This window comes from Sorangium sp. So ce394 (genome assembly GCF_051474665.1).
In the GTDB taxonomy this organism is placed as follows: domain Bacteria; phylum Myxococcota_A; class Polyangia; order Polyangiales; family Polyangiaceae; genus Sorangium; species Sorangium cellulosum_D.
On record NZ_CP150339.1, the window covers coordinates 8,856,209 to 8,882,931 of the forward strand.

The 26,723-nt window shown below is 72.2% G+C and carries 11 protein-coding genes; 8 read left to right on the plus strand and 3 right to left on the minus strand.

From position 1 onward, the window contains the following. The first annotated feature begins 243 nt into the window (after positions 1–243). Entirely contained in the window at positions 244–6,198 is a 5,955-nt protein-coding gene (locus WMF33_RS32535) for an AAA family ATPase (protein ID WP_437332277.1), read from the plus strand. A gap of 164 nt (positions 6,199–6,362) precedes the next feature. On the opposite strand, the gene WMF33_RS32540 is transcribed toward WMF33_RS32535, so the two are convergent. The 3 genes from WMF33_RS32540 to WMF33_RS32550 form a co-directional block, all read right to left on the minus strand. Beyond that, positions 6,363–7,433 carry a type IV pilus twitching motility protein PilT gene (locus tag WMF33_RS32540; protein WP_061624770.1) on the minus strand — a complete coding sequence of 357 codons (1,071 nt, stop codon included), beginning with the start codon at positions 7,431–7,433 and terminating at the stop codon, positions 6,363–6,365. Between the two features lies 1 nt (position 7,434). After that, complete coding sequence (locus WMF33_RS32545) at positions 7,435–9,357, minus strand: PilT/PilU family type 4a pilus ATPase (protein ID WP_437332278.1); 1,923 nt, start codon at positions 9,355–9,357, stop codon at positions 7,435–7,437. A 248-nt stretch (positions 9,358–9,605) separates the two neighbouring features. After that, the gene (locus tag WMF33_RS32550; protein ID WP_437332279.1) at positions 9,606–10,136 is read right to left on the minus strand and encodes a hypothetical protein; all 531 of its coding nucleotides are present in this window, start codon (positions 10,134–10,136) and stop codon (positions 9,606–9,608) included. Positions 10,137–11,031: 895 nt separating this feature from the next. Here WMF33_RS32550 and WMF33_RS32555 point away from each other — a divergent pair. From WMF33_RS32555 to WMF33_RS32585, 7 genes are all read left to right on the plus strand, one after another. Then, positions 11,032–11,817 carry a class I SAM-dependent methyltransferase gene (locus WMF33_RS32555; RefSeq protein WP_437332280.1) on the plus strand — a complete coding sequence of 262 codons (786 nt, stop codon included), beginning with the start codon at positions 11,032–11,034 and terminating at the stop codon, positions 11,815–11,817. Between the two features lie 46 nt (positions 11,818–11,863). Continuing rightward, positions 11,864–12,097: a hypothetical protein gene (locus WMF33_RS32560; RefSeq protein WP_061623714.1), complete on the plus strand. Its 234-nt coding sequence runs from the start codon at positions 11,864–11,866 to the stop codon at positions 12,095–12,097. A 441-nt stretch (positions 12,098–12,538) separates the two neighbouring features. Next, positions 12,539–17,278 carry a multicopper oxidase domain-containing protein gene (locus WMF33_RS32565; RefSeq protein ID WP_437332281.1) on the plus strand — a complete coding sequence of 1,580 codons (4,740 nt, stop codon included), beginning with the start codon at positions 12,539–12,541 and terminating at the stop codon, positions 17,276–17,278. A 587-nt stretch (positions 17,279–17,865) separates the two neighbouring features. After that, positions 17,866–22,497 carry a multicopper oxidase domain-containing protein gene (locus WMF33_RS32570; RefSeq protein ID WP_437332282.1) on the plus strand — a complete coding sequence of 1,544 codons (4,632 nt, stop codon included), beginning with the start codon at positions 17,866–17,868 and terminating at the stop codon, positions 22,495–22,497. Continuing rightward, positions 22,494–24,479, plus strand: coding sequence for a YncE family protein (locus WMF33_RS32575; protein WP_437332283.1), 1,986 nt, complete (start codon positions 22,494–22,496; stop codon positions 24,477–24,479). Before WMF33_RS32570 ends, WMF33_RS32575 begins: the two co-directional genes overlap by 4 nt. After that, positions 24,476–25,087: an SCO family protein gene (locus WMF33_RS32580; protein ID WP_437332284.1), complete on the plus strand. Its 612-nt coding sequence runs from the start codon at positions 24,476–24,478 to the stop codon at positions 25,085–25,087. Before WMF33_RS32575 ends, WMF33_RS32580 begins: the two co-directional genes overlap by 4 nt. A 7-nt stretch (positions 25,088–25,094) precedes the next feature. Then, complete coding sequence (locus WMF33_RS32585) at positions 25,095–26,720, plus strand: ABC transporter substrate-binding protein (protein ID WP_437332285.1); 1,626 nt, start codon at positions 25,095–25,097, stop codon at positions 26,718–26,720. Positions 26,721–26,723: the final 3 nt, after the last annotated feature.

Sequence of the window (26,723 nt, forward strand, 5' to 3'; positions counted from 1 at the left end):
CCCCCGCGGCTTGACCGCCACTGTGCCGGCCAGCACACTCCCTACAGTGGAGCCGATCTACCGGGCCAGCCCGCGGCGTGCTCGGTCGCCCTCTGCTGTGGAGAGCGCTCGGTGGCGCTCTGCGCGAAGCCGCCCGCCGAGCCGGCCGCTAAGCCGCCCAGCAGCGCGCCGGGGCGCGCGCCGCGCCGAGCGCGGGCGGACTCGACGGCTCGCGCGGCGCAGCCTGGCCGCCGGTTGAGGGCCATGCCCAGGCCCGATCGCTACACGCTAACGGAGGTCCTGCGCGAGGAGACCAGGTATGTCGTCCACCGCGGCGTGCGGAACGAGGACGGCTGTCCGGTATTGCTCAAGATTCCTCGGGCAGAGCGCCTCGATCGCCGGGACGTGGCGCGCCTGCGCCACGAGCTCGAGATCGGGCGGAGGCTCAGCGAAGAGACCGCCATCAGGCCGTGTGAGCTGACGACGTACCGGGACCGGCCGGCGCTCGTCCTGGAGGACTTCCGCGGGCGCTCGCTCGACCGGATGCTGGGCGAGCCCATGGAGCTCGGGCGCTTCTTGACGATCGCCGCCCGAACCTCCGCCGCGCTCGCGGACATCCATGCGAAGGGGGTTGTCCACAAGGACATCAAACCGCAGAACATCCTCCTCGATCCCGAGTCGGGAGAGGTGAAGATTGTGAGCTTCGATCTCGCGTCCTTCCTCCCGGAGGAGGAGGACGATGGGCGGAGCCCGGGCGTCATCGAGGGGACCCTCGGCTACATCTCGCCGGAGCAGGCAGGGCGCCTGGACCGGGCGGTCGATCACCGCGCCGACCTCTACTCGCTCGGCGTCACGCTCTACGAGATGCTCACGGGCGTCCTGCCCTTCTCGGCCGGCGATGCCCTGGAGTGGGTCCACTGCCACGCCGCCGTGCTCCCCCGGCCGCCCTCGGAGCTCGTCCCCGGCATCCCGCGGACCGTGTCCGAGCTCGTCATGAAGCTCCTGGCCAAGGCCGCCGAGGACCGTTACCAGAGCGCGCGCGGCGTCACGCGCGACCTCGAGCGCTGCCTCGAGCGGCTCACGACGGTCGCTCACATCGACCCATTTCCGCTCGGAGAGCACGACTTCTCCGGCCTCTTCCGGATCTCGAAGAAGCTCTATGGCCGCGAGCGCGAGGCCTCCGCCCTCCTCGCCGCCTTCGCGCGCGTCGCCCTGCGCGGCGCGCCCGAGCTCGTCCTGCTCGCCGGCGGCGCCGGGGCCGGCAAGACGTCGCTGGTGCAGGAGCTCCACCGCACGTCGGTCCGCGGGCGCGGCCTCTTCGCGGCGGGCAAATTCGACCAGCGGCACCGGCACCTCCCCTACGCCACGCTCGTCCAGGCGCTCCGCGAGCTCCTGCTCGGCGTCCTCGGCGCGAGCGAGCCCGTCGTCGGCGCGTGGCGGCGGCGGCTCTCCGCGGCGCTCGGCAAGAACGCGCAGCTCGTCATCGACGTCCTCCCCGAGGTGGCGCTCATCCTCGGCGAGCAACCGCCCGCCCCCGAGCTGCCGCTGACCGAGGGGCAGCGCCGGTTCGAGGCGGTGCTCCGGCAGCTCGTCGGCGTCTTCTGCCGCGCGGAGCGCCCTCTCGTCCTCTTCCTCGACGACCTCCAGTGGGCAGACCCGGAGAGCCTCTCGCTCCTAGAGCAGCTCGTCACCCACCCCGAGGCGCGGCACCTGCTCGCCATCGGCGCCTACCGCGACGTCGAGGTGGGGCCGCTCCACCCGCTCGCGCGCATGATCGAGCGCGCGCGGGGCGCCGGCGCGCCGCTCCGCGAGATCGAGATCCCGCCGCTCTCCACCCGGGACGTCCAGCGGCTCGTCGCCGACACGGTCCAGGCGAGCTGCGAGGACAGCGACTCGCTCGCGCGGCTCGTCCACGAGAGGACCGCCGGCAACCCGTTCTTCGCCACGCAGTTCCTGGCCATGCTCCACAAAGAGGGCCTGCTCGAGGCCGATCTGCGCGCCGGCGCCTTCCGGTGGGACATCGGCGCGATCCGCGAGAAGGGCCTCGCCGACAACGTGATCGATCTCATGATCACGAAGATCAAGCGCCTCTCCGAGCCCGCCCAGGAGGCGCTCACGCTCGCCGCCTGCGTGGGGAGCACCGTCGACGCCGGCACCCTCGCCGTCATCCGGGATCGGCCCGCGGGCGCGATTCACGAGGACCACCGGGAGCTCGTGCGCGCGGGGCTGCTCCTCCGGTCCGGCGACACCTACCGCTTCCTCCACGACCGCGTCCAGCAGGCGGCCTATGCGCTCATCCCGGAGGAGGATCGCGCGGCGGCGCACCTCCGCATCGGCCGGCTGCTCTCCGCCCGCGCCGCGGCGGACGCCGCCGACCCGCGCATCTTCGAGATCGCCGACCACCTCAACCTGGGCTCGGCGCTCGTCACGGACCGCCGCGAGAGGGACCGGATCGCCACGCTCAACCTGATGGCGGGCCGGCGGGCCAAGGCCTCTTCCGCCTTCGCGGCGGCGGCCCGCTACCTCGCGGCGGGCATGGCGCTGCTCGCGGACGACGCGTGGGAGGAGGACTACGCGCTCGCGCTCGCGCTCCACGGCGAGGGCGCGCGCTGCGCCTTCCTGAGCGGCGATTTCGCCGCCGCCGAGCGGCTCGTCGGCGCGCTCCTCGGGCGCGCCCGGAGCCGGCTCGATCTCGCGGAGGTCCACCGCATCGAGATCGATCTGCACACGACGCGGGCCGATTTCGAGCGGGCGGCGCGGAGCGCCCTCGCCTGCGCGCGCCGCTTCGGCGTCGACCTCCCGCTCCACCCGGCGCGCGACGCCGTGGAGCGCGCGGCGCGCGAGGTGTGGGGCGAGATCCGCGATCGCCGCGCCGAGGCGCTCGCCCGGCTGCCGCGCATGGCCGATGCGGACACCGCGGCCCTCATGCTCACCCTGTCGACCGCGCTGCCGTCGGCCTACTACACGGATCCGGACCTCTACGGCCTCATCGCGTGCCACATGGTCCGGCTCAGCCTGCGCGCGGGCAACTCGGACGCCTCTCCGCCCGGCTACGTCGCGTTCGGCGGGACGCTCGGCCGCGTCCTCGGGCTCTACCGGGAGAGCTACCGGTTCGGCGAGCTCGCCCGCGCGCTGCTCGACGCCGGCGGTCAGGCCGGGAGCCGGGCGCAGATCCTCCACATGATCAGCACCTTCATCGACCCCTGGATCCGCCCCTTCCGCGACGTGGTCGGCCTCTTCCACGAGGCCTTCGACGAGGCCATCAAGACCGGCGCGCTCATCCACGCCTCGTATTGCTGTCTTCATATCGTGGCGCTGCGCCTCGCGTCGGGCGATCCCCTGGCGGACGTCGCCGCCGAGGCCGAACGGCGCCTGGAGTTCACGCGCCAGGCCCGGTACGACGCCATTCACGACGTCGTGGCCGTCCTGCACCGGTTCGTGCAGCGCCTGCGCGGCCGCGAGCCGGGCCGGGCGGGCGAGGGCGCGGAGCACGAAGGCGCCCGGCCGCGCGAGGCGGTGTCGCCGCTCACGCGCTTCTACGAGCGCCTCTACGCGGCCCAGGCGGCGCTCGTGTTCGGGCGCTACGGCGAGGCCGTCGACGCGGCGGCCGCGGCGGGCGAGCTGCTCGGCATCGTGACCGGCCAGATCCAGGCCGCCGACCACGGGTACATCGCGGCGCTCGCGCTGTCCTGCCATGCCCGCGCGCTGCCCGAGGCCGAGCGGCGCGCGCTCCTCCCCGCCCTGCGCGCGCACGAGGCGGATCTCCGCCGCTGGGCGGACGTCGAGCCCGCGAACCAGGAGGACCGCCTCGCGCTGGTGTCGGCCGAGATCGCGCGCATCGCGGGCGACGAGCTCGCCGCGATGCGCCGCTACGAGCAGGCCATCCGGGCCGCGCGCGCGAACGGCTTCGTCCAGGGCGAGGCGCTCGCCCAGGAGCTCGCCGCCGCGTTCTACCGCGATCGCGGCTTCGACCTGATCGCCGACGCCTACCTCGGCGCGGCCCGCTCGTCGTACGCCCGCTGGGGCGCCGACGCCAAGGTGAAGCAGCTCGACCAGCTCTATCCGCACCTCGCGGCGCGGCCGCTCGCGGCGTCCAGCACGGTCACCATGCCGGCCGAGGAGCTCGATCGGCTGGCCGTCGTGAAGGCGTCGCAGAGCATCTCCGGCGAGATCCTCGTGCCCCGGCTCGAGGAGGCGCTGCTCCGGGTCGTGCTCGCGCACGCGGGCGCGCAGAAGGGCTACCTGCTGGAGGCCGGCCGCGGCGCCGCGTCGATCCGGGCGAGGGCGCGGATCGAGGAGGGCAGGCCGTTCGCGGAGGCGCTCGCGGGCGAGGCGCGCGCGCCGGCGTCCTCCGCCGCGCTGCCGCTGTCGATCGTCGACTACGTCCGCCGGACCGGCGAGCCGGTCGTCCTCGACGACGCGGCGGAGTCGCGGTTCTCGGCGGACGAGTACGTCGCGCAGGCCAGGCCGCGATCGGTCCTGTGCATGCCGATCGCGCGGCGCCCCGGGGCCTCCGCGATCCTCTACCTGGAGAACGCGGCGATGCGCGGCGCGTTCTCCGAGGGCACGCTCGCGGTGCTCGAGCTGCTCTCGGCGCAGGCCGCCATCTCGCTCGAGAACGCGTCGCTCTACGCGGCGCTGAAGAAGAGCGAGGAGCTGCTCCAGGCCATCGTCGACAACTCGCCGGCGATCATCTACGTGAAGGACCTCGAGGGCCGCCTGCTCCTCGTCAACCGGTGCTTCGAGCGGGCGGTCCAGCGGCCGCGGGATCGGATCGTCGGCCGGAAGGATCACGATATCTTCCCGCGGGAGACCGCGGATCGGTTCGCCGCGAACGATCGCCGGGCGATCGAGAGGGAGACGCTGCTCGATCTCGAGGAGGTGTTCCCGCAGGAGGACGGGCCGCACACCTACCTGACCCTCAAGTTCACGCTGCGCGACGCGGCGGGGGCCGCGTATGCGGTCTGCGGCATCTCCACGGACATCACCGAGCGCAAGCGGGCGGCGATGGCCGAGCGCTTCCTGGCGGAGGCGACCCGGCGGCTCGTGGCCGATCTCGGCTACGAGGCGACGCTTCAGGCGATCGCCGAGGTCGCGGTGCCGGAGCTCGCCCAGGGCGCCGCGCTCTACGTGCTCGACGAGGCGGGCGCGCTCGAGCTCTCGGCCGTGGCGGCGGGCTCGCCGGAGAGCGCCGGGCGGCTGCGCGCGCTCGCCTCGCCCGAGGGCGCGCCGTGGGCGCCCCGCCGCGCGCTGGGCGCGGAGCGCGCCGAGCTCGGCCGCGTGGACGATCGCCTGATGCGGCGCTGGGCCGCGGCGGCGGCGCGCCCCGAGGCGCTCTTCGCGCTCGCGCCGGCGGCGTACCTGAACGCGCCGCTGTTGACGCGGGATCGCTGCCTCGGCGTGCTCTCGCTGGTGCGGACGGGGGCGGCGCCGCCCTATGGCCGGGCCGACGCCGAGCTCGTGGAGGAGCTCGCGCGGCGGGCGGCGATCGTGCTCGACAACGCGCGGCTTTACCGCGAGGCGCAGCGGGCGATCCAGCTCCGCGAGGAGTTCCTCTCGGTCGCTTCCCACGAGCTCCGCACGCCGCTCACGCCGCTCAAGCTGAAGCTCGGGCTGCTGCAGAAGAAGCTCGCGACCGAGGCCGCGGAGCCGTCGCTCGAGCGCATGGTCGCGGCGAGCCTGGGGCAGGTCGAGCGGATCGAGGTGCTCCTCGACAGCCTCCTCGACGTCGACCGGGTCGCCCGCCGCGGGCTCGACCTGGAGCTCGCGGAGGTCGACCTCGCCGCGCTGGCGCGCGAGGTCGTGGTCGAGCTCGGCGAGGCGATCTCGCGGGCGGGCTGTCGCGTCGAGCTCGACGCGCGCGGCCCGGTGCTCGGCCGCTTCGACCGGCTCCGCGTCGCGCAGGTCGTGAGGAGCCTGCTCAACAACGCGACCAAGTTCGGCGCCGGCCGCCCCATCGAGGTGACCGTCGAAGCGCGCGGCGACGCGGCGCGCGTGGTCGTGTGCGATCACGGGATCGGCATCGCGCCCGAGGATCTGGAGCGCATCTTCACGCGCTTCGAGCGGGCGGTCTCGTCGAGGTTCTACGGCGGGCTCGGGCTCGGGCTCTACCTCGCGAACGAGATCGTCCGGGCGCACGGGGGCACGATCCAGGTGGCGAGCCAGTGGGGCGAGGGCGCCTGCTTCACCGTGGATCTGCCGCGCCGCCTCGCGTCGTGATCTGCTGGAACAGGGATGTCGGACGAGAGAGGGAGAATTTAACGCAAAGGCGCAAAGAAGAGAGATATATTAATTAATCCTCTTTATTTTTGCGTCTTTGTGCCTTTGCGTTAAATTCTCTCTCTTCTTCATCATCCAATCTTCTACCGCCTTGACAGCTCCCCTCACGCTCCCTGCGCGTCGGGAAAGAGCCGCTGGAAGGTGTCCTTGTCGATCGCCTTCTCGAGCGCCGCCTGGACGGAGATGGTGTCCTTCTTGACGAGCCGCTCCAGCGCCATGTCCATCGTCTGCATGCCGGCGGAGCGGCCGGCCTGCATCAGGTTCGTGATCTGGAACGTCTTGCCCTCGCGGATCATCGCGGACAGCGCGCTGGACCCGACGAGGATCTCGTGCGCGGCGACGCGGCCCGTGCCGTCCTTCGTGCGGAGGAGCTGCTGGGCGATGATCGCGGCGAGGCTCTCGGCCAGCATGCCGCGGACCTGGAGCTGCTCGTCGGCAGGGAACGCGTTGATGATGCGGTCGATCGTCGCGGCGGCGCTGTTCGTGTGGACCGTGCCGAAGACGAGGACGCCGAAGCTCGCGAGCTGCAAGGCGAGCTTCATCGTCTCGTTCGTCCTGAGCTCGCCGATCAAGATCACGTCGGCGTCCTCCCGCCCGGCGCTGCGGATCGCGCTCGCGAAGCTGCCCGCGTCGGGGCCGACCTCGCGGTGCGTGATCTGGGCCTTGATCGGGCTGTGCACGAACTCGACCGGATCCTCGATCGTGAGGACATGGCACGCGCGCGAGCGGTTGATGTGGTCGATCATCGCCGCCAGCGTCGTCGACTTGCCCGAGCCGGTCGGGCCCGTGATCAAGATGAGCCCGCTCGGCCGCTCCGACAGCCGGCGGATGATCTCGGGGCAGCCGAGATCGTCCAGGGAGAGGATCTTGCTCGGGATGGTGCGGAAGACGGCCGCGAGCCCGGTGGTCTTGTAGAAGTAGTTGGCGCGAAACCGGGCCTTGTCCGCGTAGGAATAGGCGAAATCGAGGTCGAGCTCGTCGACGATGCGCCGCCGCTCCTCGGGGGTCGTGATCTCGAAGAGGAGCGCCTCCATCTCGGCCGCGTCGAGGGGCGTGTCGCGCAGCGGGACGAGCTCGCCGCGGGCGCGGACGAGCGGCGGATAGCCGATGCCGAGGTGCAGGTCGCTGCCCTTCCTGATCAGGAGCTCGTCGAAGAGGCGATCGATCCGGGCCACGCTAGCCTCCCTTCTTCCCGAAGAGCGCGCCCGCGCGCTCGAACAGGCCCTTGCCCGCCTCGGGGGCGCCGGGCCGCGACGCCTCGGGCGGCGGGGCGGGCGGCTTCCTGTCCGGCGCGAGCGCGGGCTGCCGCTTGCCGGTGAGGACCGCCTCGAGCTCGTCCGGCGCCTCGGCCACCGTGAGCGCGGCCTCGAGCGTCGTCTTGCCGGCGCGGACGAGCTCGGCCAGCGAGTCGTCGAGGCGGATGATCCCGAGGCCCTTCCCCCGCTGCTGCAGGCTCGGGATCTGGAACGTCTTCGAGTCGCGGATGAGGTTCCACAGCGCGACCGAGCCGGGCAGGACCTCGGCGGCGGCCACCATGCGCTTGCCGTCCGCGCTCGGCAGGAGCCGCTGGCTGACGATGAGCCGGAGGCCGCCCGCGAGGGTGACGCGGACCTGCTGCTGATCGCCGGGCGGGAAGAGGTCGATCAGCCGATCGATGGTCTTCGCCGCGCTCGGGGTGTTCATCGTGCCGAGCACGAGGTGGCCCGTCTCGCTCGCCGCCAGCGCCATGCGCACCGTCGCGGTGTCCCGGAGCTCGCCGACGACGATGACGTCGGGGTCCTCGCGCAGCGAGGCCTTGAGGGCGTTCTCGAACGAGCGGGTGTGGGTGCCGACCTCGCGCTGGCTGATCATCGCCTTGCCGCGCGCGTGGACGAACTCGACCGGATCCTCGACCGTGATGATGTGGTGGCTGGTCTCGCGGTTCAGGATGTCGACGATGGCGGTCAGCGTCGTCGTCTTGCCGTGCCCTGTCGGCCCGGTGATCACGATGAGGCCCTGATGGTGGCGGGTGGCGAGCCCGATCGCGTCGGGCAGGCCGAGCGACGCGAGGGTGGGGATGGTGCGCGCGATCAGGCGGAAGCAGCCCTTGTAGCCCCGGCGGTGGCGCGCGATGTTCACCCGGAAGCGGCCGAGCGCGGCGAGGTCCAGGGCGAAGTCGCAGGAGCCCTCGGCATCGAGGACCGGCGAGAGCCGCGCGGGGACGCGCGGGAGCAGGAGCGACGCGACCGCCGCCGGGTCGAGCGGATCGCCGTGCGGCACGAGCTCGCCCCCGACGCGCAGGAGCGGCGGGCGGCCGGCGACGAGGTGGAGATCGCTCGCGCCCTGATCGCGCGCCATGGCGAGCAGCCCGTCGAGGGCGCCCGCCGGGACGTCGGCGGACGAGGGCCGCGCGCGCGGGCCCGCCGCGGCCGGCCGGGCGCCGGCGCGGGGCTCGGCGGGCGGCGCGGACGCGCGGCCAGCGCGGGGCTCGGCGGGCGCGTCCTCGCCGCGCGGATCGAAGCGCGGCGTCGAGGGGCGGCCGGCGCGGGGCTCGGCGGGCGCGTCCTCGCCGCGCGGATCGAAGCGCGGCGTCGAGGGGCGGCCGGCGCGGGGCTCGGCGGGCGGCGGCGACGCGCCGCGGAGGTCGAACGCGAGCTCGGAGGAGCTCGGGCGCTTCGCGTCCGGGTCGCGCGGCGGCGGGCGCTGCGCCTCCTCGGGCGCGAGGTGCTCCCGCATGGAGAACTGCTGCGAGGGGCGGGCCGGCGGCGCGGCGGCAGCTCCGGGCGCGGCGGCGGCGGCCCCGGGCGCGGCGGACGACGGCTGCATCCGCGTCATGCGGGCGTGCACGAGGTCGCCCTGGCGCGCGGCGACGACCGAGATGGCGCCGATGCCCTCGATGCGGATGTGCCACTGCGACGGCTTCGCGCCGAGCGCCTCGATGTGGCGGCCGCCGCCGAGGGCGCTGAGGAGCATGAGGATGTCCTCGGTGGTGAGGGCGCTGGGATCGACGGCCTGGAAGGCGCCCGAGATCTTGACGCTGGGCATGCGCCCCGTGGCCACGGCGAACTCCGTCACCTCGGGGCGATTCAGTTGCGAGAGCCAGGATCGAAGGGCGTTCATCGTCGTCGCTCGTCTCCGCAAGGCGACTCTATCAACGATGAGGCGCGGCGTTTCAAAATGTCGTGCGGCGACGGCGAGATCCGGAGGGCGGCCTCGCCCGGGCCGCGCGCGGCCTGGCGCGGGCCGCGCTGGCGGCGCGCCGCTCCCCTCCGCCGCGACGGCGCGCGGCGGCTGCAGCGGCGGCCCCTGCGCGGCGCGGCGCAGCGCAGCTCACGCGGGCGGCGTGCTCAGCAGAGGCGATGTCGGGCCTACTGGATCGCGAGCTTGAGCCGCGCGCCCTTCACGAAGTGGCCCGGCGCCTTGCCCTTCTCCGCGGCCGGCGCCTGCTGCTCCGAGTCGATGGTGAGCTGCATGTTGCCGGTGGCCTCGATCTTCTTCATGGTCACCCTGGCGATCTCGACATATTTCGTGGGACTCGCGCCCTTGGGATCCTCGATCCTGCGGAAGAGCACCGCCTTGGTCCCCGCGGCGACCGGCGTGGCGCTGGTGGCGACGAGCGGCCGCAGCGTCGCGACCTTCCCGGCGCGGGAGACCAGCATGCCGTAGACCTCGACGGAGTAGCTGTCCCACTCGCCCGCACCGGGCGTGGCAGCGGGCTCTGCCGCAGGCGCGCTCTCCGCCCCCGGAGCCGCCGCCGGCGCACCCCCGGGCGCGGCCGGCCGCGTCGCCCCCGGGTGCTCCGCCGAGGCCGTGATCGGCGAGGCAGAGAGGAGCGCGACCGCAGCCGCCGCGACGAGGGATCGCGAGTACCTGGAGAGCCCAACACCCAACGTCTTCATGCACTCCGCTCCTTCGCTTCAATGAGACCCCGCGGCCCGCGTCCACCCGGCGAGGCCGCAAACACCCCAGTATCAAAACTTCTCATCCTGCCCGAGACTGACACTCTCCGCAACTCTTTTTCTTCGGCTTCGGCTTCGCGGCGCGGTCGCGGTCGCGGTCGCGGTCGCGGTCATCCCGCATCGCCGCCGCCACCGCATCGCCGGATTCTCCAGATTCCGATCCCGGCGGGGGCTGCTCAGCGAGGCTGACCGGCCCTGGAGGAGCGGCGCGCGCACAAGAGCGCGTCGCGGCTCGCCCGAGCTCACCTGTCACCTGCACCTGCGGCTCGCCCGTCGTTCTGGCTCGCCCGCCGTTCGGCGCTGTCGTTCTGGCTGCCTGGTTACCCGGCTCGACCGCTCGCCTGGGCTCTCCGGCTCGCCTGGCTGGCTCCGCCTACGGGTAGGTCAGCGCGCTTCGCGCGAGGCGCGCTCTCGAAGAGCGAGAGGCCCGCGCGAGCGTCCGGCGTGCTCGGTCCAAGCTCGCCGCATCTCATTCTGACCCGTCCGACGACACCAGCTGCGCACAACACCGCGACCTCTCCCTCGTCAACATCGCCCCGGGACATCCCCGTTGCCTTCCAACATCGCCGACGCGAACATCGATGTCGGAGTAAAAGTCGCGTTTCAATCAAGATATCACGCCTTCGTCAAAGCAGAACAGAAATTTTCGAGAGCAAGCGATTCTGGTGCGCCCTCGTGCGTCCATGTACGCTGTCACGTGGCCGCGTGGTCGCTTGGTCGCGCGGTCACGTGGCCGCGTGGTCACGTGGCCGCGTGGTCGCGTAGGTTCCGCGCGTGCGGCGGTGTACGGCGGACGGCCGCGCGGCTGTAGGATGGCCGCGGAGGAAGAGAGACTATGCCCACCGTCACGGATCACTACGACAAGCTCCTCGCCGAGCACTACTCCAGGATGTTCGGGGACCACGACGCCAAGGTCGCCGAGCAGCGAGCCCTCTTCGAGCGCCTCGGCGTTCACCCCGAGGGCGCTTCGGAGGCCATCGACCTCGGGTGCGGCTCGGGCTTTCAGTCCCTCGCGCTGGCGCAGCTCGGGTTCCGGGTGACGGCGGTGGACACCTCGGACAAGCTCCTCGCCGAGCTCGCCTCGCGCCGCGGGCAGCTCCCCGTCGATGTCGTCCGAGGCGATCTCCTCGACGCGCTGGAGCGCCCGGGCCCCCCCTGCGCGCTCGCCGTGTGCATGGGCGACACCCTCCCTCACCTGGGCAGCAAGGGGGACGTAGAGCGGATGTTCGCCGGCTGCGCGCGGCGCCTCGCGCCCGGCGGCCAGCTCGTGCTCACGTTCCGCGACCTCACCCGAGAGCTGGAGGGCGCCGACCGGTTCATCCCCGTGCACGACTCGGCGGACGTGATCATGACCTGTTTCCTCGAATACGAACCGGAGACCGTCAAGGTGCACGATCTCGTCCACACGCGCGGCCGCGAGGACGGACGGTGGAGGCTGTCAGCGAGCTTTTATCGCAAGCTGCGGCTCTCCCCCGAGTGGGTCTGCGACAGGCTCGAAGCGGCCGGATTCCACGTCCTCCACCGCGAGATCGCGCGCGGCCTCGTCACCCTCGCCGCGCGCTCCGGAGGCGGCGTGGGCCGGGATACGAACACCGGGTCAAAACCCTGCGCAGTAGGTTGATGGCCACGTCGCGGCGGCGCTACCTTGATAGGGGAGGATGAGACCCATGTCCGAGAGAGCACAGCAGACAGGCACGAAGGACGCCGGGCAAGCGGCGGCCGTGAGCCGGCCGTCGCGGGATGAGGTCCAGGACCTGCGGCGCGAGCGGGACGAAGCGCGCCAGCTCCTGAGCACGCTGGTGACGGCGCTCAAGCGCGCGACGTTCCGGCACGGCACGTACATCGACGGGCTCGGCGCCGCGATGGTCGCCGTGGATCGGTGGTCCAAGCCGCAAGGCTGAACACGCCGCCAGCGGCGCGCGTCGCGCCGGGGCGGGCCGGTACGTTACCGACGGGCGCGTCCACGCGGCTCGACGTCCCTGACACCCCCTTCACCCAGCCCCGACGCGGGCGCCTCGACCGAGGCGCCGAGAGGGCGCGACGCCGTTCCACCGCGCACCGCGCACTCGCGTCCTCCAGCGCTGTCGGCTCTCCCCGGGCCGCGCCGACGACACGATCCCTGGATAGCTCGTAATCCACGCGGGTCGACTGCGCCGGCCGGACGCGAGCAATTCTAATTGACGGCGATCTCACAAAGTCACAAAGTCGCTCACCCGGATTGCTACCGGATCCAGGCCAGTCCACGGCGGACGGCCGCGATGCGGCGCAGTGGAGACGCACGGGGCGCGGTCGGCGCGCCGTGCGAGGCGCGCGCCTGCGCGCGTACCGAGGAGAGGACAACCTTGATCAGGAACAGGCTGCTCGAAGCTATCGGCTGGGCCGCGGTGGCGCTCGGCGTCGCGGGCTGTGGAGCCCCGGACGTCGATGCGCCCGAGGAGGAAAGCGATGAAGTTGCAGCATCGGAGCTGAACGATCATCCGACGAGCGGCAGGACCGTATTCGCCGATGTCGTCGCGCTCGATCAGGTCTACGTGTACAACCGGTTCGGGTCGTTCAACCCGGCCGGCATGATGTACGCGCTCAAGCGGGACGTCGTGCCGATCGACGGGCGCAAGCCGCTCGGCCCGGGCAACGCCATGCTGCGGCCGGGCAAGCGCCCAAGGCCGCTCGTGCTGCGCGTGAACGTCGGGGACGCGCTCCGCATCCGGTTCACGAACCTCCTCCGGCCCGCGGACGAACGCCCTGACGACTCGACGGCGACGAGGAGCGCCTCGGTGCACGTCACCGGGCTCGAGATCAGGAACATCGAGGCGCTCGGCGGCAACATCGGCCGGGGGCCCGACTCGCTCGCAGAGCCCGGCGAGACGCGCGTCTACGAGCTCTTCGCCGACAAGGAGGGGACGTTCCTGTTCCACAGCGGCGGCGCTCAGGCCGGCGGCGGCGAGGGGGACGGCGGACAGACGGTGCTGGGGCTGTTCGGCGCGGTCAACGTCGAGCCCGCGGGGGCGGTCGCGTACCGGTCGCAGGTCACCGCCGAGGAGCTCGCCGCCGCCTCGCTGCCCACGCGGAACCCCGACGGGACGCCCAGGATCGACTACGACGCGCTGGACGAGCACGGCGAGCCGATCCTCAGGATGCTCAACGATCGCGACGAGATCGTGCACGGCGATCTCAACGCGATCATCGCCGGCTACGAGGAAAGCCAGCTCGACAGCCCGACCCCCGTGGCCCCTGGGCGGTTCCGCGAGTTCACGGTGCTGTTCCACGACGAGCTCAAGGCCGTCCAGGCGTTCGAGCAGCTCGAGGTCGACGAGACCTTCCACGGCGTGCGCGATGGGTTCGGGGTCAACTACGGCGCCTCCGGGTTCGGCTCCATCCTCCTCGCCAACCGGGCGAGGCTCGGTCCCAGCAAGAAATGCATCGAGTGCGCGTACGAGGAGTTCTTCCTGAGCTCCTGGGCCAACGGCGACCCGGCGATGATCGTCGAGCGGGACAGGCGCGGCAACGCGACGGAGGCGCTGTTCCCCGACGACCCGTCGAACGTCCACCACGCATACCTCGGCGACCCCGTCTGGTTCAGGAACGTGCACGCCGGGCCGAAGGAGACGCACGTCTTCCACCTCCACGCGCACCAATGGCTGAAGACGCCGAACGACGCGAACGGGAACACCCTGGACGCGCAATCCATCGGCCCGGGCGCGGCCTTCACCTACAACGTCGGCAGGGGCGGCAACCGCGTCCTGACGCCGGGAGACGCGATCTTCCACTGCCACCTGTATCCCCACTTCGCGCAGGGCATGTGGGAGCTCTTCCGCAACCACGACGTCTTCGAGGCGGGCACGCGCGATCGCTCCCTGCCCGACGGCGAGATCAAGAAGGGGACGCCCACGCCCGCCCTCGTGCCCGTCCCCGAGATCGCGATGCCGCCCATGCCGACCTACAAGCCCACCGTCGTGGAGCTCCCCGGCGGCGGCAGGGAGGTGCGGCCGCCGATGCCGGGATATCCGTTCTACATCGCTGCCCTGAAAGGCCACAGGGCTCCTCAGCCGCCGCTCGACCTGGTCGTCGACGGCGGGCTCCCGCGCCACGTCGTCACCAGCGTCCCGCCGGGCGGCGCCGAGTTCGGCAGGCGCGGCACGTTCGACGTGGAGATCGAGGAAGCCAACATCAAGCTCCTGCCGAACGAGGGGACACCCTCGGAGCTGGCCGCGCAGGCGTTCCACGCCGGCCGGTTCCCGGGAGCGACGCCCATCACGACGACGGACGGCTTCCCCGCGCAGGCATATCCGGCGTTCACGCCCGAGGGTGAGCCCGCGCTGTTCGCCGTCAACGGCCAGCCGCCTGCCCCCGGCGCGCCGTACGCGAACCCCTGCCCACCAGGGGCGCCGGAGCGCAGGTACCGCAGCGCGTTCGTCCAGCTCGACGGCGTGGTCAACCAGCGCGGCTGGCACGACCCGCAGATGCGCATCCTCGTCCTCGAGGACGACATCGACGCCACCCTGTCGGGCGCGCGGCCGCCGGAGCCGCTGTTCATCCGCGCCAACTCGAACGATTGCGTCGTCTCGGAGGCGACGAACCTGCTCCCCAACGCGCTGGAAGCGGATCCGTTCCAGATCTACACGCCCACCGACACCGTCGGCCAGCACATCCACCTCGTGAAGTTCGACGTCACCGCCTCGGATGGATCGACGAACGGATTCAACTACGAGGATGGGACGTTCGCCCCACAGGAGGTCGTCCAGCTCATCAACGCGGCCAACAACCTCGGCGGCGCCCTGAAGGCGGACGGCACGGTCGAAGAGCGCGGCCGCCGCGTCATGCTGACGGCGCAGCGACACCCGCGCATCCACGACGACCGGAAGGGCCTGCAGACCACGGTGCAGCGCTGGTGGGCCAACCCCGTCCAGAGCCGGCGCGGCGATGACATCACCCTCAACACCTCGTTCTCGCACGACCATTTCAGCCCCTCCTCCCACCAGCAGCACGGCCTCTACATGGGCCTGATCATCGAGCCGAGCGGCTCGGTCTGGCGCGACCCGGTGACCGGGGTCGTGTTCGGCGATCGCCCCGACGGCGGGCCCACGAGCTTCCGCGCCGACATCATCCCGCCGCGCGGCTCCGCGCAGCCGCCCTTCCGCGAGTTCGGCCTCGCCTTCGCCGACTTCGCCCTCCTCTTCGACGAGTGCGGCGAGCCGGTGAACCCGCCGACCACGCAGGAGGCCCCGCTCCCGCTCGCGGTCGAGCACCGCGACGTGCTCGCGCCGGAGGCGATCTCGGCCGCCGATCCGGGCGGTGGGCTCATCAACTATCGCAACGAGCCGATCCCGCTGCGCATCGCCCGGCGCGACTGTAGAACCGGCCGCGTCGAGCAGAAGCCTGGCGAGGAGGGGGAGATGCACAACGTGTTCAGCTCCCGGGTCCACCCCGATCCGTTCACGCCGCTGCTCTCGGCCCACGAGGGCGACAACGTCGTGGTGCGCCTCCTCCAGGGCGCGCAGGAGGAACAGCACGTCTTCTCGATGCACGGGCAGCGGTGGTTCAACGAGATCAACGACCCGGACAGCGGCTACTCGAACGGCCAGCCCATCGGCATCTCCGAGCACTTCGAGTTCGGGCTGACGCCCTCGGCTTCTGCGCGGGGCGATCGCGAGCCCGGCGACTACCTCTACCAGAGCGCGCCCACCGACGACCTCTGGGACGGCATGTGGGGGATCATGAGGGTGCGGCCGCGGACCGACACGGCCTTGCTGCCGCTGCCCGGATCGCGGGACGGCGAGCCCCGCGAGGTGCGCCGCTTCCCGACCTGCCCGGCGGGCGCGCCGGTGACGAAGTATGTCGTCCACGCGATCACCGCGAAGGGCAATCTGCCGGGCGATCGGCTCGTCTACAACAAGGAGTTCGACCTCTACGATCCCGACGCCCTCCTGTTCGTCCGCGCCGAGGATCTGCCTGACCTCCGCGCCGGGCGCCGCGCCCCGGAGCCGCTCGTCCTGCGCGCCGCCGCCGGCGACTGCATCCAGGTCACGCTCGTCAACGACCTGCCCTTCGAGCTGCCCAAGACGCCGCACTGGAACTACAGCCCGCCCATCGTCGACGGGTTCAACACGAACCAGGTCAGGCCGTCCAACCACGTCTCGCTGCACCCGCAGCTCGTCGCCTACGACGTCAGGACCGACGACGGGGCCAACGTCGGGCTCAACGAGGAGCAGACCGTCGCGCCCGGCGAGTCCCGCGAGTACACGTGGTACGCCGGCGAGTTCGCCCAGAAGGACGGCAGGTGGGGCCCCGTCGAGCCGAGGGCCGTCGAGTACGGCGCCATCAACCTGAGGGACATGGCCGACGTCGTGAACCACGGCATGCACGGCGCCGTCGGCGCCCTCATCATCGAGCCCAAGGGCGCCACCTGGCGCGCCGATCAGGGCACGCACGCGCAGGCGGAGGTCACCTTCAAGGATTACTACGGATACACGCGCTCGTTCCGGGAGTTCGTGGTCGTGTATCAGGACGAGGTCGGCCTGCACTCGGGCGACCCGAGGTTCCAGTGCGTCGATCAGGATCTCAACTGCGGCACCGCCATCCGCAACTATGAGGCCGAGGACGACGCGGAGGACACGGGCCACGAGGCCTTCAACTACCGCACCGAGCCGTTCTGGGCGCGGCTCGGGATCGCGCCCGAGCTCGCGAGGGTGCTGCTCAACGAGAAGGACCTGAGCGACATCTTCAGCTCCCGCGTCCACGGCGACCCGGCGACGCCGATCTTCACGGCCGGCGCGACGCAGAAGGTGCGCGTGCGCCTCGTGCAGCCGTCCGGCCACCGGCGCATGCACTCCTTCGGCCTCTGGGGCGCGGCGTGGCCGAACAACCCGTTCGCCGAGGGGGAGCGCTCCCGCCGCATCGGCGAGAACAGGGACGTGCTGAACATCGGCATCGAGAACGCCATCGGCCCGATGACGAACCACAACGTGGTCCCGTTCTCCGCAGCCGGCGGGAGGTTCTTCGTCCCCGGCGACCGGCTCTACCTCGATCAGCCGAGCTTCAAGGTCTCGGACGGCCTCTGGGGCATCTTCCGGGTGACGCGGTAACCGCCTTCGTCACGCCGGCTCCCGCCGCTCGCAGGCCCGCTCGGCGCCGCCATGGCGCCGGCCGGCGAGCGGCGGGGGTGACGTCCTCCACCCCGGCACACGGCCGGCGCATCCGCGGCGCGGGACGAGGGAAGCCCGCGCGGGATCAAGCGAGCTCTCGCCACGACACATGGCTTCGTGCGCGCCGGATCCCCCGTCTCCGCCCGCGATCGACTCGATATCGCTCTGTCCGCAGGAGAGACCAGCCAAAGAGCGCCGCGGAAATCGGTTGACCTCGATAGGCCATACCCACAGATTTGTGAACCAAATCACGCGCCGATGGATCGGCCGATGCTCGGTGGACGGCTGCGCGCCGATCTCCTGTGGACACGTGGGCGTAGCCGCTATCCAGGGCTGGGCGTGCAGGTGTGGCATTCGGAGGAGACGACACCTTGTTCAACAAGAGGCTGATTGGAGCTCTCGCCTGGGCTTCTGTAGCGCTAGCGCTCGCAGGCTGCGCCGGCGAAGACGCTCCGCGGGACGAGGATGGGGACGAGGATCTGTCCGGCAAGTCCGGAGATAACGGCGCGCGGGCGAACACCAGGGTCGTGTTCGCGGACGTCGTCGCGCTCGATCAGGTCTACGTGTACAACCGATTCGGGTCCTTCAACCCGGCCGGCATGATCTACGCGCTCGCGCGGGACGTCGTGCCCATCCGGGAGGACGAGCCGCTCGGCCCGGGCAACGCCATGCTGCGGCCAGGCAAGCGGCCGAGGCCGCTCGTGCTGCGCGTGAACGTCGGCGACACCCTGCAGATCAGGTTCACCAACCTGCTCAGCCCGCCGGACGAGCGCCCGGACGACTCCCCGAAGACACGGAGCGCGGGCATCCACGTCACGGGGCTGCAGATCGAGAACATCGAGTCGCTCGGCGGCAACGTCGGGTTGAGCCCCGACTCCCTCGCCGAGCCCGGCGAGACGCGCCTCTACGAGCTGTTCGCCGACCGGGAGGGGCCGTTCTTCATGCACAGCGCTGGCGCCATGGTCGGCGGCGAAGGGAGCGGCGGGCAGATCGTCCAGGGGCTGTTCGGCTCGGTCAACGTCGAGCCCGCGGGGGCGGTCGCGTACCGGTCGCAGGTCACCGCCGAGGAGCTCGCCGCCGCCTCGCTGCCCACGCCGAACCCCGACGGGACACCCAGGATCGACTACGACGCCCTCGACGCTTTGGGCGAGCCGATCCTCAGGATGATCAACGATCGCGACGAGATCGTGCACGGCGATCTCAACGCGATCATCGCCGGCTACGACGAGAGCCAGCTCGATCCGCCGAACCCGGAGATCCGGGGCCGCTTCCGCGAGTTCACGGCGATGTTCCACGACGAGCTGAAGGTCGTCCAGGCGTTCCGGGAGCTCGAGCAGGACGAGGCCTTTCAAGGCGTGCGCGACGGATTCGGCATCAATTACGGCGCCTCCGGGATGGGCGCCATCCTCCTTGCCAACCGGGCGAGGATCGGCCCGAGCAAGGAATGTATCGAGTGCAAATTCGAGGAGTTCTTCCTGACCTCGTGGCCCAACGGCGACCCGGCGATGAACGTCGAGCGGGACAGGGACGGCGACGCGATCCGGGCGCTGTTCCCCGACGATCCCTCGAACGTCCATCACGCGTACCTCGGCGACCCCGTCTGGATCAGGAACCTCCACGCCGGGCCGAAGGAGACGCACGTCTTCCACCTCCACGCGCACCAGTGGCAGCGGGCGCCGAACAACGACAACGGCACGACCGTGGACGCGCAGAGCATCGGCCCGGGCGCGGCCTTCACCTACAACGTCATCAGAGCGGGCAGCCGTGCCCTGACGCCGGGGGACGCGATCTTCCACTGCCACCTGTATCCCCATTTCGCGCAGGGCATGTGGGAGCTCTTCCGCACCCACGACGTCTTCGAGGCCGGCACGCGCGATCGCTTCCTGCCCGACGGCGAGATCAAGCAGGGGACGCCCACGCCCGCCGTCGTGCCGATCCCGAAGCTCGGGATGCCGCCCATGCCGACCTACGCGCCCACCGCCGTAGCGCTCCCCGACGGCACGATCGCGACGCGGCCGCCCATGCCGGGGTATCCGTTCTACATCGCCGCCGTGGCGGGCCGCAGGCCCTCTCAGCCGCCGCTCGACCTCGACGTCGACGGCGGGCTCCAGCGCCACCTCGTCACCAGCGTGCCGCCGGGCGGCGCGGTGTTCGGCGTGCAAGGCAGGTTCGACGTGGACCTCCTGGCGGCCAACATCAAGCTGCTCCCCCCGGAAGGGACGCCCCCAGAGCTTGCGGCCCGGGCTTTCCACTCCGGCCAGTTCCCGGGCGCGCGACCGCTCGCGACCGGTGGATTCCCCTCGAGCGTCTATCCTGCGTTCACGCCGGAGGGCGCGCTGTCGGAGTTCGCCGTCAACGGCCAGCCGGCGGCCCCGGGCGCGCCGTACACGAACCCGTGCCCCGTGGGGACACCGGAGCGCAGGTACCGCAGCGCGTTCGTCCAGATCGACGGCGTGGTCAACCGGCGCGGCTGGCACGACCCGCAGATGCGCATCCTCGTCCTCGAGGACGACATCGATGCGACCCTGTCGGGCGTCAAGCCTCCGGAGCCGCTGTTCATCCGCGCCAACTCGGGGGAGTGCGTCGTCTCCGAGGCGACCAACCTCATGCCCGAGGCGCTGGAAGAGGACCCGTTCCAGATCTTCACGCCCACCGACATCGTCGGCCAGCACATCCACCTGGTGAAGTTCGACGTCACCTCCTCCGACGGCGCCGCCAACGGCTTCAACTACGAGGACGGGACGTTCTCGTCACAGGAGGTCGTCCAGCGCATCGACGCGGCCAACAACCTCGGCGGCGCTTTTTTGCCGGACGGCACCCTCGAAGAGGGCGGCGTCCGCGTCCCGCTGACCGCGCAGCCGCACCCGCGCATCCACAACGGCATGGTCGGCCTGCAGACCACGGTGCAGCGCTGGTGGGCCGACCAGGTCGTGAACCAGCAGAACGTGGACCGCACCCTGGAGACCGCCTTCTCCCACGACCATTTCGGCCCTTCGTCGCACCAGCACCACGGGCTCTACATGGGCCTGGTCATCGAGCCGAGAGGCTCGGTCTGGCGCGACCCCGAGACCGGGGCCGTCTTCGGCACGCGCACCGACGGCGGGCCCACGAGCTTCCGCGCCGACATCCTCCCTCCGAGCGGCACCGACCACCCGCCGTTCCGCGAGTTCAACCTCGCGATCGCCGACTTCGCCCTCCTCTTCGACGAGTGCGGCAATCCGGTGAACCCGCCGACGGCGCAGGAGGCGCCGCTCCCGCTCGCGGTCGATCACCGCGACGTCTTCGCCCCGGAGGTGATCTCGTCGCGCGACCCCGGCGGCCAGATCATGAACTACCGCAACGAGCCCATCCCGCTCCGCATCGCCGAGCGCGACTGCAGGACAGGACGGGTGAAGCAGAAGCCCGGAGAGGAGGGCGAGATGCACAACGTGTTCAGCTCGCGAGTCCACGGCGATCCCGTCACGCCCCTGCTCCTCGCTCGCGAGGGAGACGCCGTCCGGTTGCGCCTCATCCAGGGCGCGCAGGAGGAGCAGCACGTCTTCTCGGTCCACGGCCAGAAGTGGAACAACTCGGACGAGGATCCGGACAGCGGCTACTCGAACGCTCAGCCCATCGGGCTCTCCGAGCACTTCGATTTCGCGCTCACGCCGGCGGGCGCCGGGCCAAGCGGCGACTACCTCTACCAGGGCGCGCCCACCGACGATCTCTGGGACGGCGTCTGGGGCATCCTCAGGATCATGCCGCCGTGCGATCCGGGCGGCCCGTGCGATCCGGGTGGTCCAGGCGGTCCAGGCGGTCCGGGCGGTCCGGGCGGTCCGGGCCTCTTGCCGCTGCCCCCGCCCCCGGGCGCGCCAGCGCCCACGCAGCGAGGCTTCGAGACCTGCCCGGCGAGCGCGCCCGTCACGAGGTATGTCGTCCACGCGATCACCGCGAAGGGCAACCTGCCGGGTCACCGCCTCATCTACAACGACAAGTTCGAGCTCTTCGATCCCGACGCCATCCTGTTCGTGCGCGCCGAGGATCTGCCCGATCTCCGCGCCGGGCTCCGCGCCCCGGAGCCGCTCATCCTGCGCGCCGCCGCGGGCGACTGCATCCAGGTCACGCTCGTCAACGAGCTGCCCTTCGTGCTGCCCAAGACGCCGCACTTCAACTATAGCCCCCCGATCATCGACGGCTTCAACACCAACCAGGTGCGGCCCTCGAACCACGTCTCGCTCCACCCGCAGCTCGTCACCTACGACGTCAAGACCGACGACGGCGCCAACGTCGGGTTCAACGAGCCGCAGACGATCGCGCCCGGCGAGCTCCGCGAATACACCTGGTATGCCGGCGAGTTCGCCCAGCTGGACGGCATGTCGGGCCCCATCGAGCCGCGCGCCGTCGAGTACGGCGCCATCAACCTGAGGGACATGGCCGACGTCGTGAACCACGGCATGCACGGCGCCATCGGCGCCCTCATCATCGAGCCCGAGGGCGCGGTCTGGCGCAGCGATCCGGGCACCCACGCCCAGGCGGACGTCGTCTTCACCGACGAGCATGGCGCCGCGCGCTCGTTCCGGGAGCTCGTGGCCGTTTACCAGGACGAAGTCGGCATCCACTCGACCCAACAGAGGTTCCAGTGCCTCGATCGGGGGCTCAACTGCGGCACGGCCCTGCGGAACATGGACGGCGAGGACGACGCCGAGGACACCGGCCAAGACGCCTTCAACTACCGCACCGAGCCGCTCTGGGCGCGGATCGGGGTGCCGCCCGAGATCGCGAGCGACGAGCTCAATGATCGGGACCTGCGCGATATCTTCAGCTCCAAGGTCCACGGCGACCCGGCGACGCCGCTCTTCCTGGCCAGAGCCGCCCAGCCGGTGCGGGTGCGCGTCGTGCAGCCGTCCGGCCACCATCGCCAGCACGCCTTCAGCTTCTGGAGCACGTCGTGGCCGCACAACCCCTTTGCCCAGGGAGCGCGCTCCCGCCGCATCGGCGACAACCACGAGGTGCTGAGCATCGCAGTGGAGAACGCAATAGGACCCATGACACACCGCAATATCGTTCCCTTCGCCCCGGCAGGCGGGGATTTCCTCGTCCCCGGCGACCGGATGTACAACGAACAGGCGCTCCCCATGCTCGCGAACGGGCTCTGGGGCCTCTTCCGGGTGCTGCCGTGAGGGCCTCCGTCGCGTCGCGCCGGCTCTCGCTGGCAGCAGGCCTCCTCGGCGCCGCCGCTTCGGTGGCCTGCAGCCGGCGGGAGCCGCCTCCCGCGCCCGCCGCCGCGGCCCCGGCGCCCGCCGAGGCCGCCGTCGGGGGTGAGCCCAGCGCGGCCGTGAGCCGGGTCGAGCGAGATGGGCTCTCGATCGCCTTCGAGCTCCGGCCGATCCCCGGCGCCGGAGGGCGCCTCGAGGCGCGCTCCGACGCGACCGCCGTCTTCACGATCACCGACGCCGCCACGGGCGCGCCCGCGCGCGACCTGTCGCCGCTCGCGTGGATGACGAGGCGCGCGGGGGCGCCGCCCGACGACGCCGGGTGCCAGGAGAAGATCAAGAGCTTCATGGCCGGCCTCATCTCCGTGCGCCCGGACGTCGACATGAACGCTTCCCTCCTGTGGACGCAGAACGACGACAACACGCTGTCGGTGATCAACTCGCAGATCGCGTTCAGCCGGAGCAAGCTGCGCAGCCTCGTCACGCTCGCGGCCCGCTCCACGTCGCTCGCGCTCCACCCGGACGGGAGCCGCCTCTACGTGACGCTCCAGAACGGGCGAGGCCTCGCGGTCGTCGACACGAGGCGGAGCCTGGTGGAGGCCAACGTGCCTGTCGGCGCGGACCCGATGCGCGTCGCGGTGGCCCCGGACGGGCGCACCGTGTGGGTCGGCAACGACGGCGACGGGACGGTCAGCGTCGTCGACGCGCGCGTGGCGGAGGTGCTGAAGACGCTGCACGTCGGCGCCGGGCACCACGAGATCGCCTTCTCGGACGGCGGGCGCACCGCCTGGATCACGAGCCGCGACGCCGGCTCCGTCACCGCCGTGGACACCGGCGCGCTCGAGCCCGTCGCCGAGATCGAGATCGGCGAGGGCGCCGCCGCCGTCGCGGCGAGCGACGCCGCCGGCGCCGTCTACGTCGCGAACGAGCAGCGGGGCGAGATCGCGATCCTCGACGCCGGGCGCCGCGCCCTCTCCAGCCGCGTCGCCGTCAAGCCCGGCGTCAGCGCGGTCCAGTTCGAGCCGAGCGGCCGCTTCGCCTTCGCGCTCAACCCGGCGAAGGGCGAGGTGTCGATCCTCGACGCCTCGACGGGCGCGCTCGCGCACACGCTCGCCGGGTTCGCGAGCCCCGACGCGATCGCCTTCACGAACGCGTACGCCTACGTGAGGAACCTCGGCGAGAGCCGGGTCTCGCTCATCGAGCTGCCCTCGCTACAGCGGCCCGGCAAGCTGGCGGTCGTCGAGGTCCAGGTCGGCCAGCAGGCGCCCCGCGCGTCGAAGAGCGCGAGGAGCGCCGCGCCGTTCGCCCTCCTGCCGGAGGGCAACGGCGCCGTCATCGCGAGCCCGGCCGACAAGGCGCTCTACTACTACGTCGAAGGCATGATGGCGCCGATGGGCACGCTCTCGAACTACGGCCGAGAGCCCCGGGCGGCGATCATCGAGGATCGCACGCTGAAGGAGGTGCAGCCCGGCGTGTACGCCACGACGGTCCGGCTCGGCGAGGCGGGCGCGTACGACGTCGAGCTCCTGCTCGGCGACCGCCGCGTCGCCGCGTGCCTCGAGGCGACGGTCGCGCCGTCGGGCGTCCCGGTCGAGGACCGCTCGCCCGGGCTCACCGTCGAGCCGCTCTTCGACGGCAGCGTCGAGCTCGAGGTCGCGAAGCCCGTGACGCTGCGCTTCCGCGCGACGCCGAAGGCGCCTGCGCCTCCCCTCGAAGCCAAGGAGATGAAGGTCATGATCTTTCGATTCCCGGTCGGATTCCGCGACGTCGCGCTGCCCCGCGCCGAGCCGGACGGCGCCTTCTCGGTGACGTTCACGCCCCCCGAGCCCGGCCAGTACCGGTTCATGCTCGAGGCCGAGTCGCGCAAAGCTCCGCTCGGCGCGCTGCCGTACGTCGATCTCCACGCCGGCTCGCCCGGCGCCGCGCCGGCGGCGGGAGGCGCGCGATGAGGCGCGCCGCGCCTGTGCTCGCGGCGGCGGTCGCGCTCGCGCTCGCGCCCGCGAGCCCGGCCGCGGAGCCGGCGCCGGAGCGGCCCCGCGCGCGGGCCGCCGCCTCGCCCGCCGGCGACGACGCCGCGGCCGCGGCGTACTTCACCGACACCGAGCTCGTCGATCAGGACGGTCGCGCGCGGCGCTTCTACACCGACCTCCTGCGCGGCCGGAAGGTCCTCATCCACTTCGCCTTCACCTCGTGCAAGGGCGCGTGCCCGACGATGACGGCGAACCTCGCGCGCGTTCAGGCGCTGCTCGGCAAGCGCGTCGGCAAGGAGGTCGCGATCCTCACGATCACGGTCGATCCCGTGAACGACACGCCGAAGGTGCTCAAGCAGTTCGCCGCCAAGTTCAACGCGGGCGACGGCTGGCGCTTCCTGACCGGGACGCCGGAGAACGTGGAGAAGGTCCTCGGGCGCCTCGGCGGGCTCACGAAGAAGCCGGAGGAGCACACCTCGACGCTGCTCATCGGCGACACGACGACCGGCATGTGGGTGAAGACGATCGCCACCGAGCGCCCCGAGACGATCGTGCACCTGGTCGATCACATCAACGACAAGCCGTGAGGTGCACGTGGGCCATCTCGTGACGATGCGGGGGCGCCGCGCGCTCGCCGCCGCGCTCTCGGCGCTCGGCCTCGCCGCCGCGCTGAAGGGCGCCGCGGCCCCCGGCGACGCGCCCGCGCCCGCGCCCGACGGCGCGGCCTCGTGCGCCGCGCTCAGCCCGGCGGCCCTGCGCGGCAGGCGCATCTTCCACCACGGGGCCCTCGCCTCGGGCGAGCCGGTCGAGGGCCGCCTCGGCGCGAGCGGCGCCGCGCTGCAGGGCAAGGCGGCGGCGTGCGCCGGCTGCCACGGCCGGAGCGGCGACGGCACGTCGGAGGGCGGCGTCGCGGCGCCGCCGCTCACCCCCGAGCGGCTCTTCGCCGCCGATCGCGCGGGGGGCCCCTACACCGCGGAGGCGCTCGCGGCCGCCGTCCGCGACGGGAGGACGCCGGCGTCCCGCGAGCTCCACCTCGCCATGCCGCGCTACCGGCTCGACCGCGCGCACATCGACGATCTCGTCGCGTACCTGCGCTGCGTCGGCCGCGACGCCGACCCCGGCGTCTCGCCGGAGGCGCTCCGGCTCGGCGCCGCGCTCCCGCTCACCGGGCGCTTCGCGGCGGCGGGCGCCGCGGCCCGCGACGTGCTCGCCGCGGCGTTCGCGGAGGTGAACGCGCAAGGCGGCGTCTTCCGGCGGCGGCTCGAGCTCGTGGTGGCCGACAGCGGGGACGCCCTCGACGGCGCGGCCGCGACCGCGCGCCTCCTCGACCAGCGGGTCTTCGCGCTGGTCGGCAGCGTGTGGGGCGGCGACGCCGGCGCGATGGCGCGCCTCTCCGCCGACGAGGTGCCGCTCGTGGGCCCGCTCGGGTCCGGGCTCCCGGCCTCGGATCCGGGCGACGGCGTCGTGTTCCACCTCCGGCCCGGCCTCGACACGCTCGCGCGCGTCGCCGTCGCGCACCTCGCCGGCGCCCCTGCGCCCCCCGGCGCCGAGACGCTGCTCGTCGTCCACCCGGCGGACCCCCGCGGCGACGCCTTCCTCCGGGGGGCGCGCGCCGAGGCGCAGGCGCGCGGACTGCCGGCCCCGGCCTCTCTCTCCTTCGAGCCCGGCCGCTTCGACGCCGCCGCCGCGGCGGACGCCGCCGCGCGCCTCCGGCCCCGGGCCATCCTGCTCGCCGGCGAGGGCGACGAGCTCTCGCGGTGGCTCGATGCGGCGCGGCCCTCGTCGGGCCCGTCCCCCGCCCTCTACGCGCCCGCGTCGCTGCTGCCGCGCGATCCCGCGTCGCTCCGGCGCGCCGCCGCCGCGCGGCTCCTGCTCCTCCACCCGGGCCCCCTCGACGACGCCGAGCGGCTCGGCCTGCGCGCGCTCTCCGCGTTCCTGGAGCGCAGCCGCGTCCCGCCGCGGCACACCGCCTTCCAGGCGAGCGCGTACGCCGCCGCCCGCGTCCTCGTCGAGGCGCTCAAGCGCGCCGGCGCCCACGTGACCCGGCCCGCCCTCATCGCGGCGCTCGAGGAGCTCCGGGACTTCGATCCCGGCCCGGGTCCGGCGATCACCTTCGGCAGGAACCGGCGCGTCGGCGCGTACGGGGCGAGCCTCGCCGCCGTCGATCCGGCGTCGCGCGACGTCGCGCCGGTGTCCGCGTGGGTCGAGGTGGTACCCTGACGC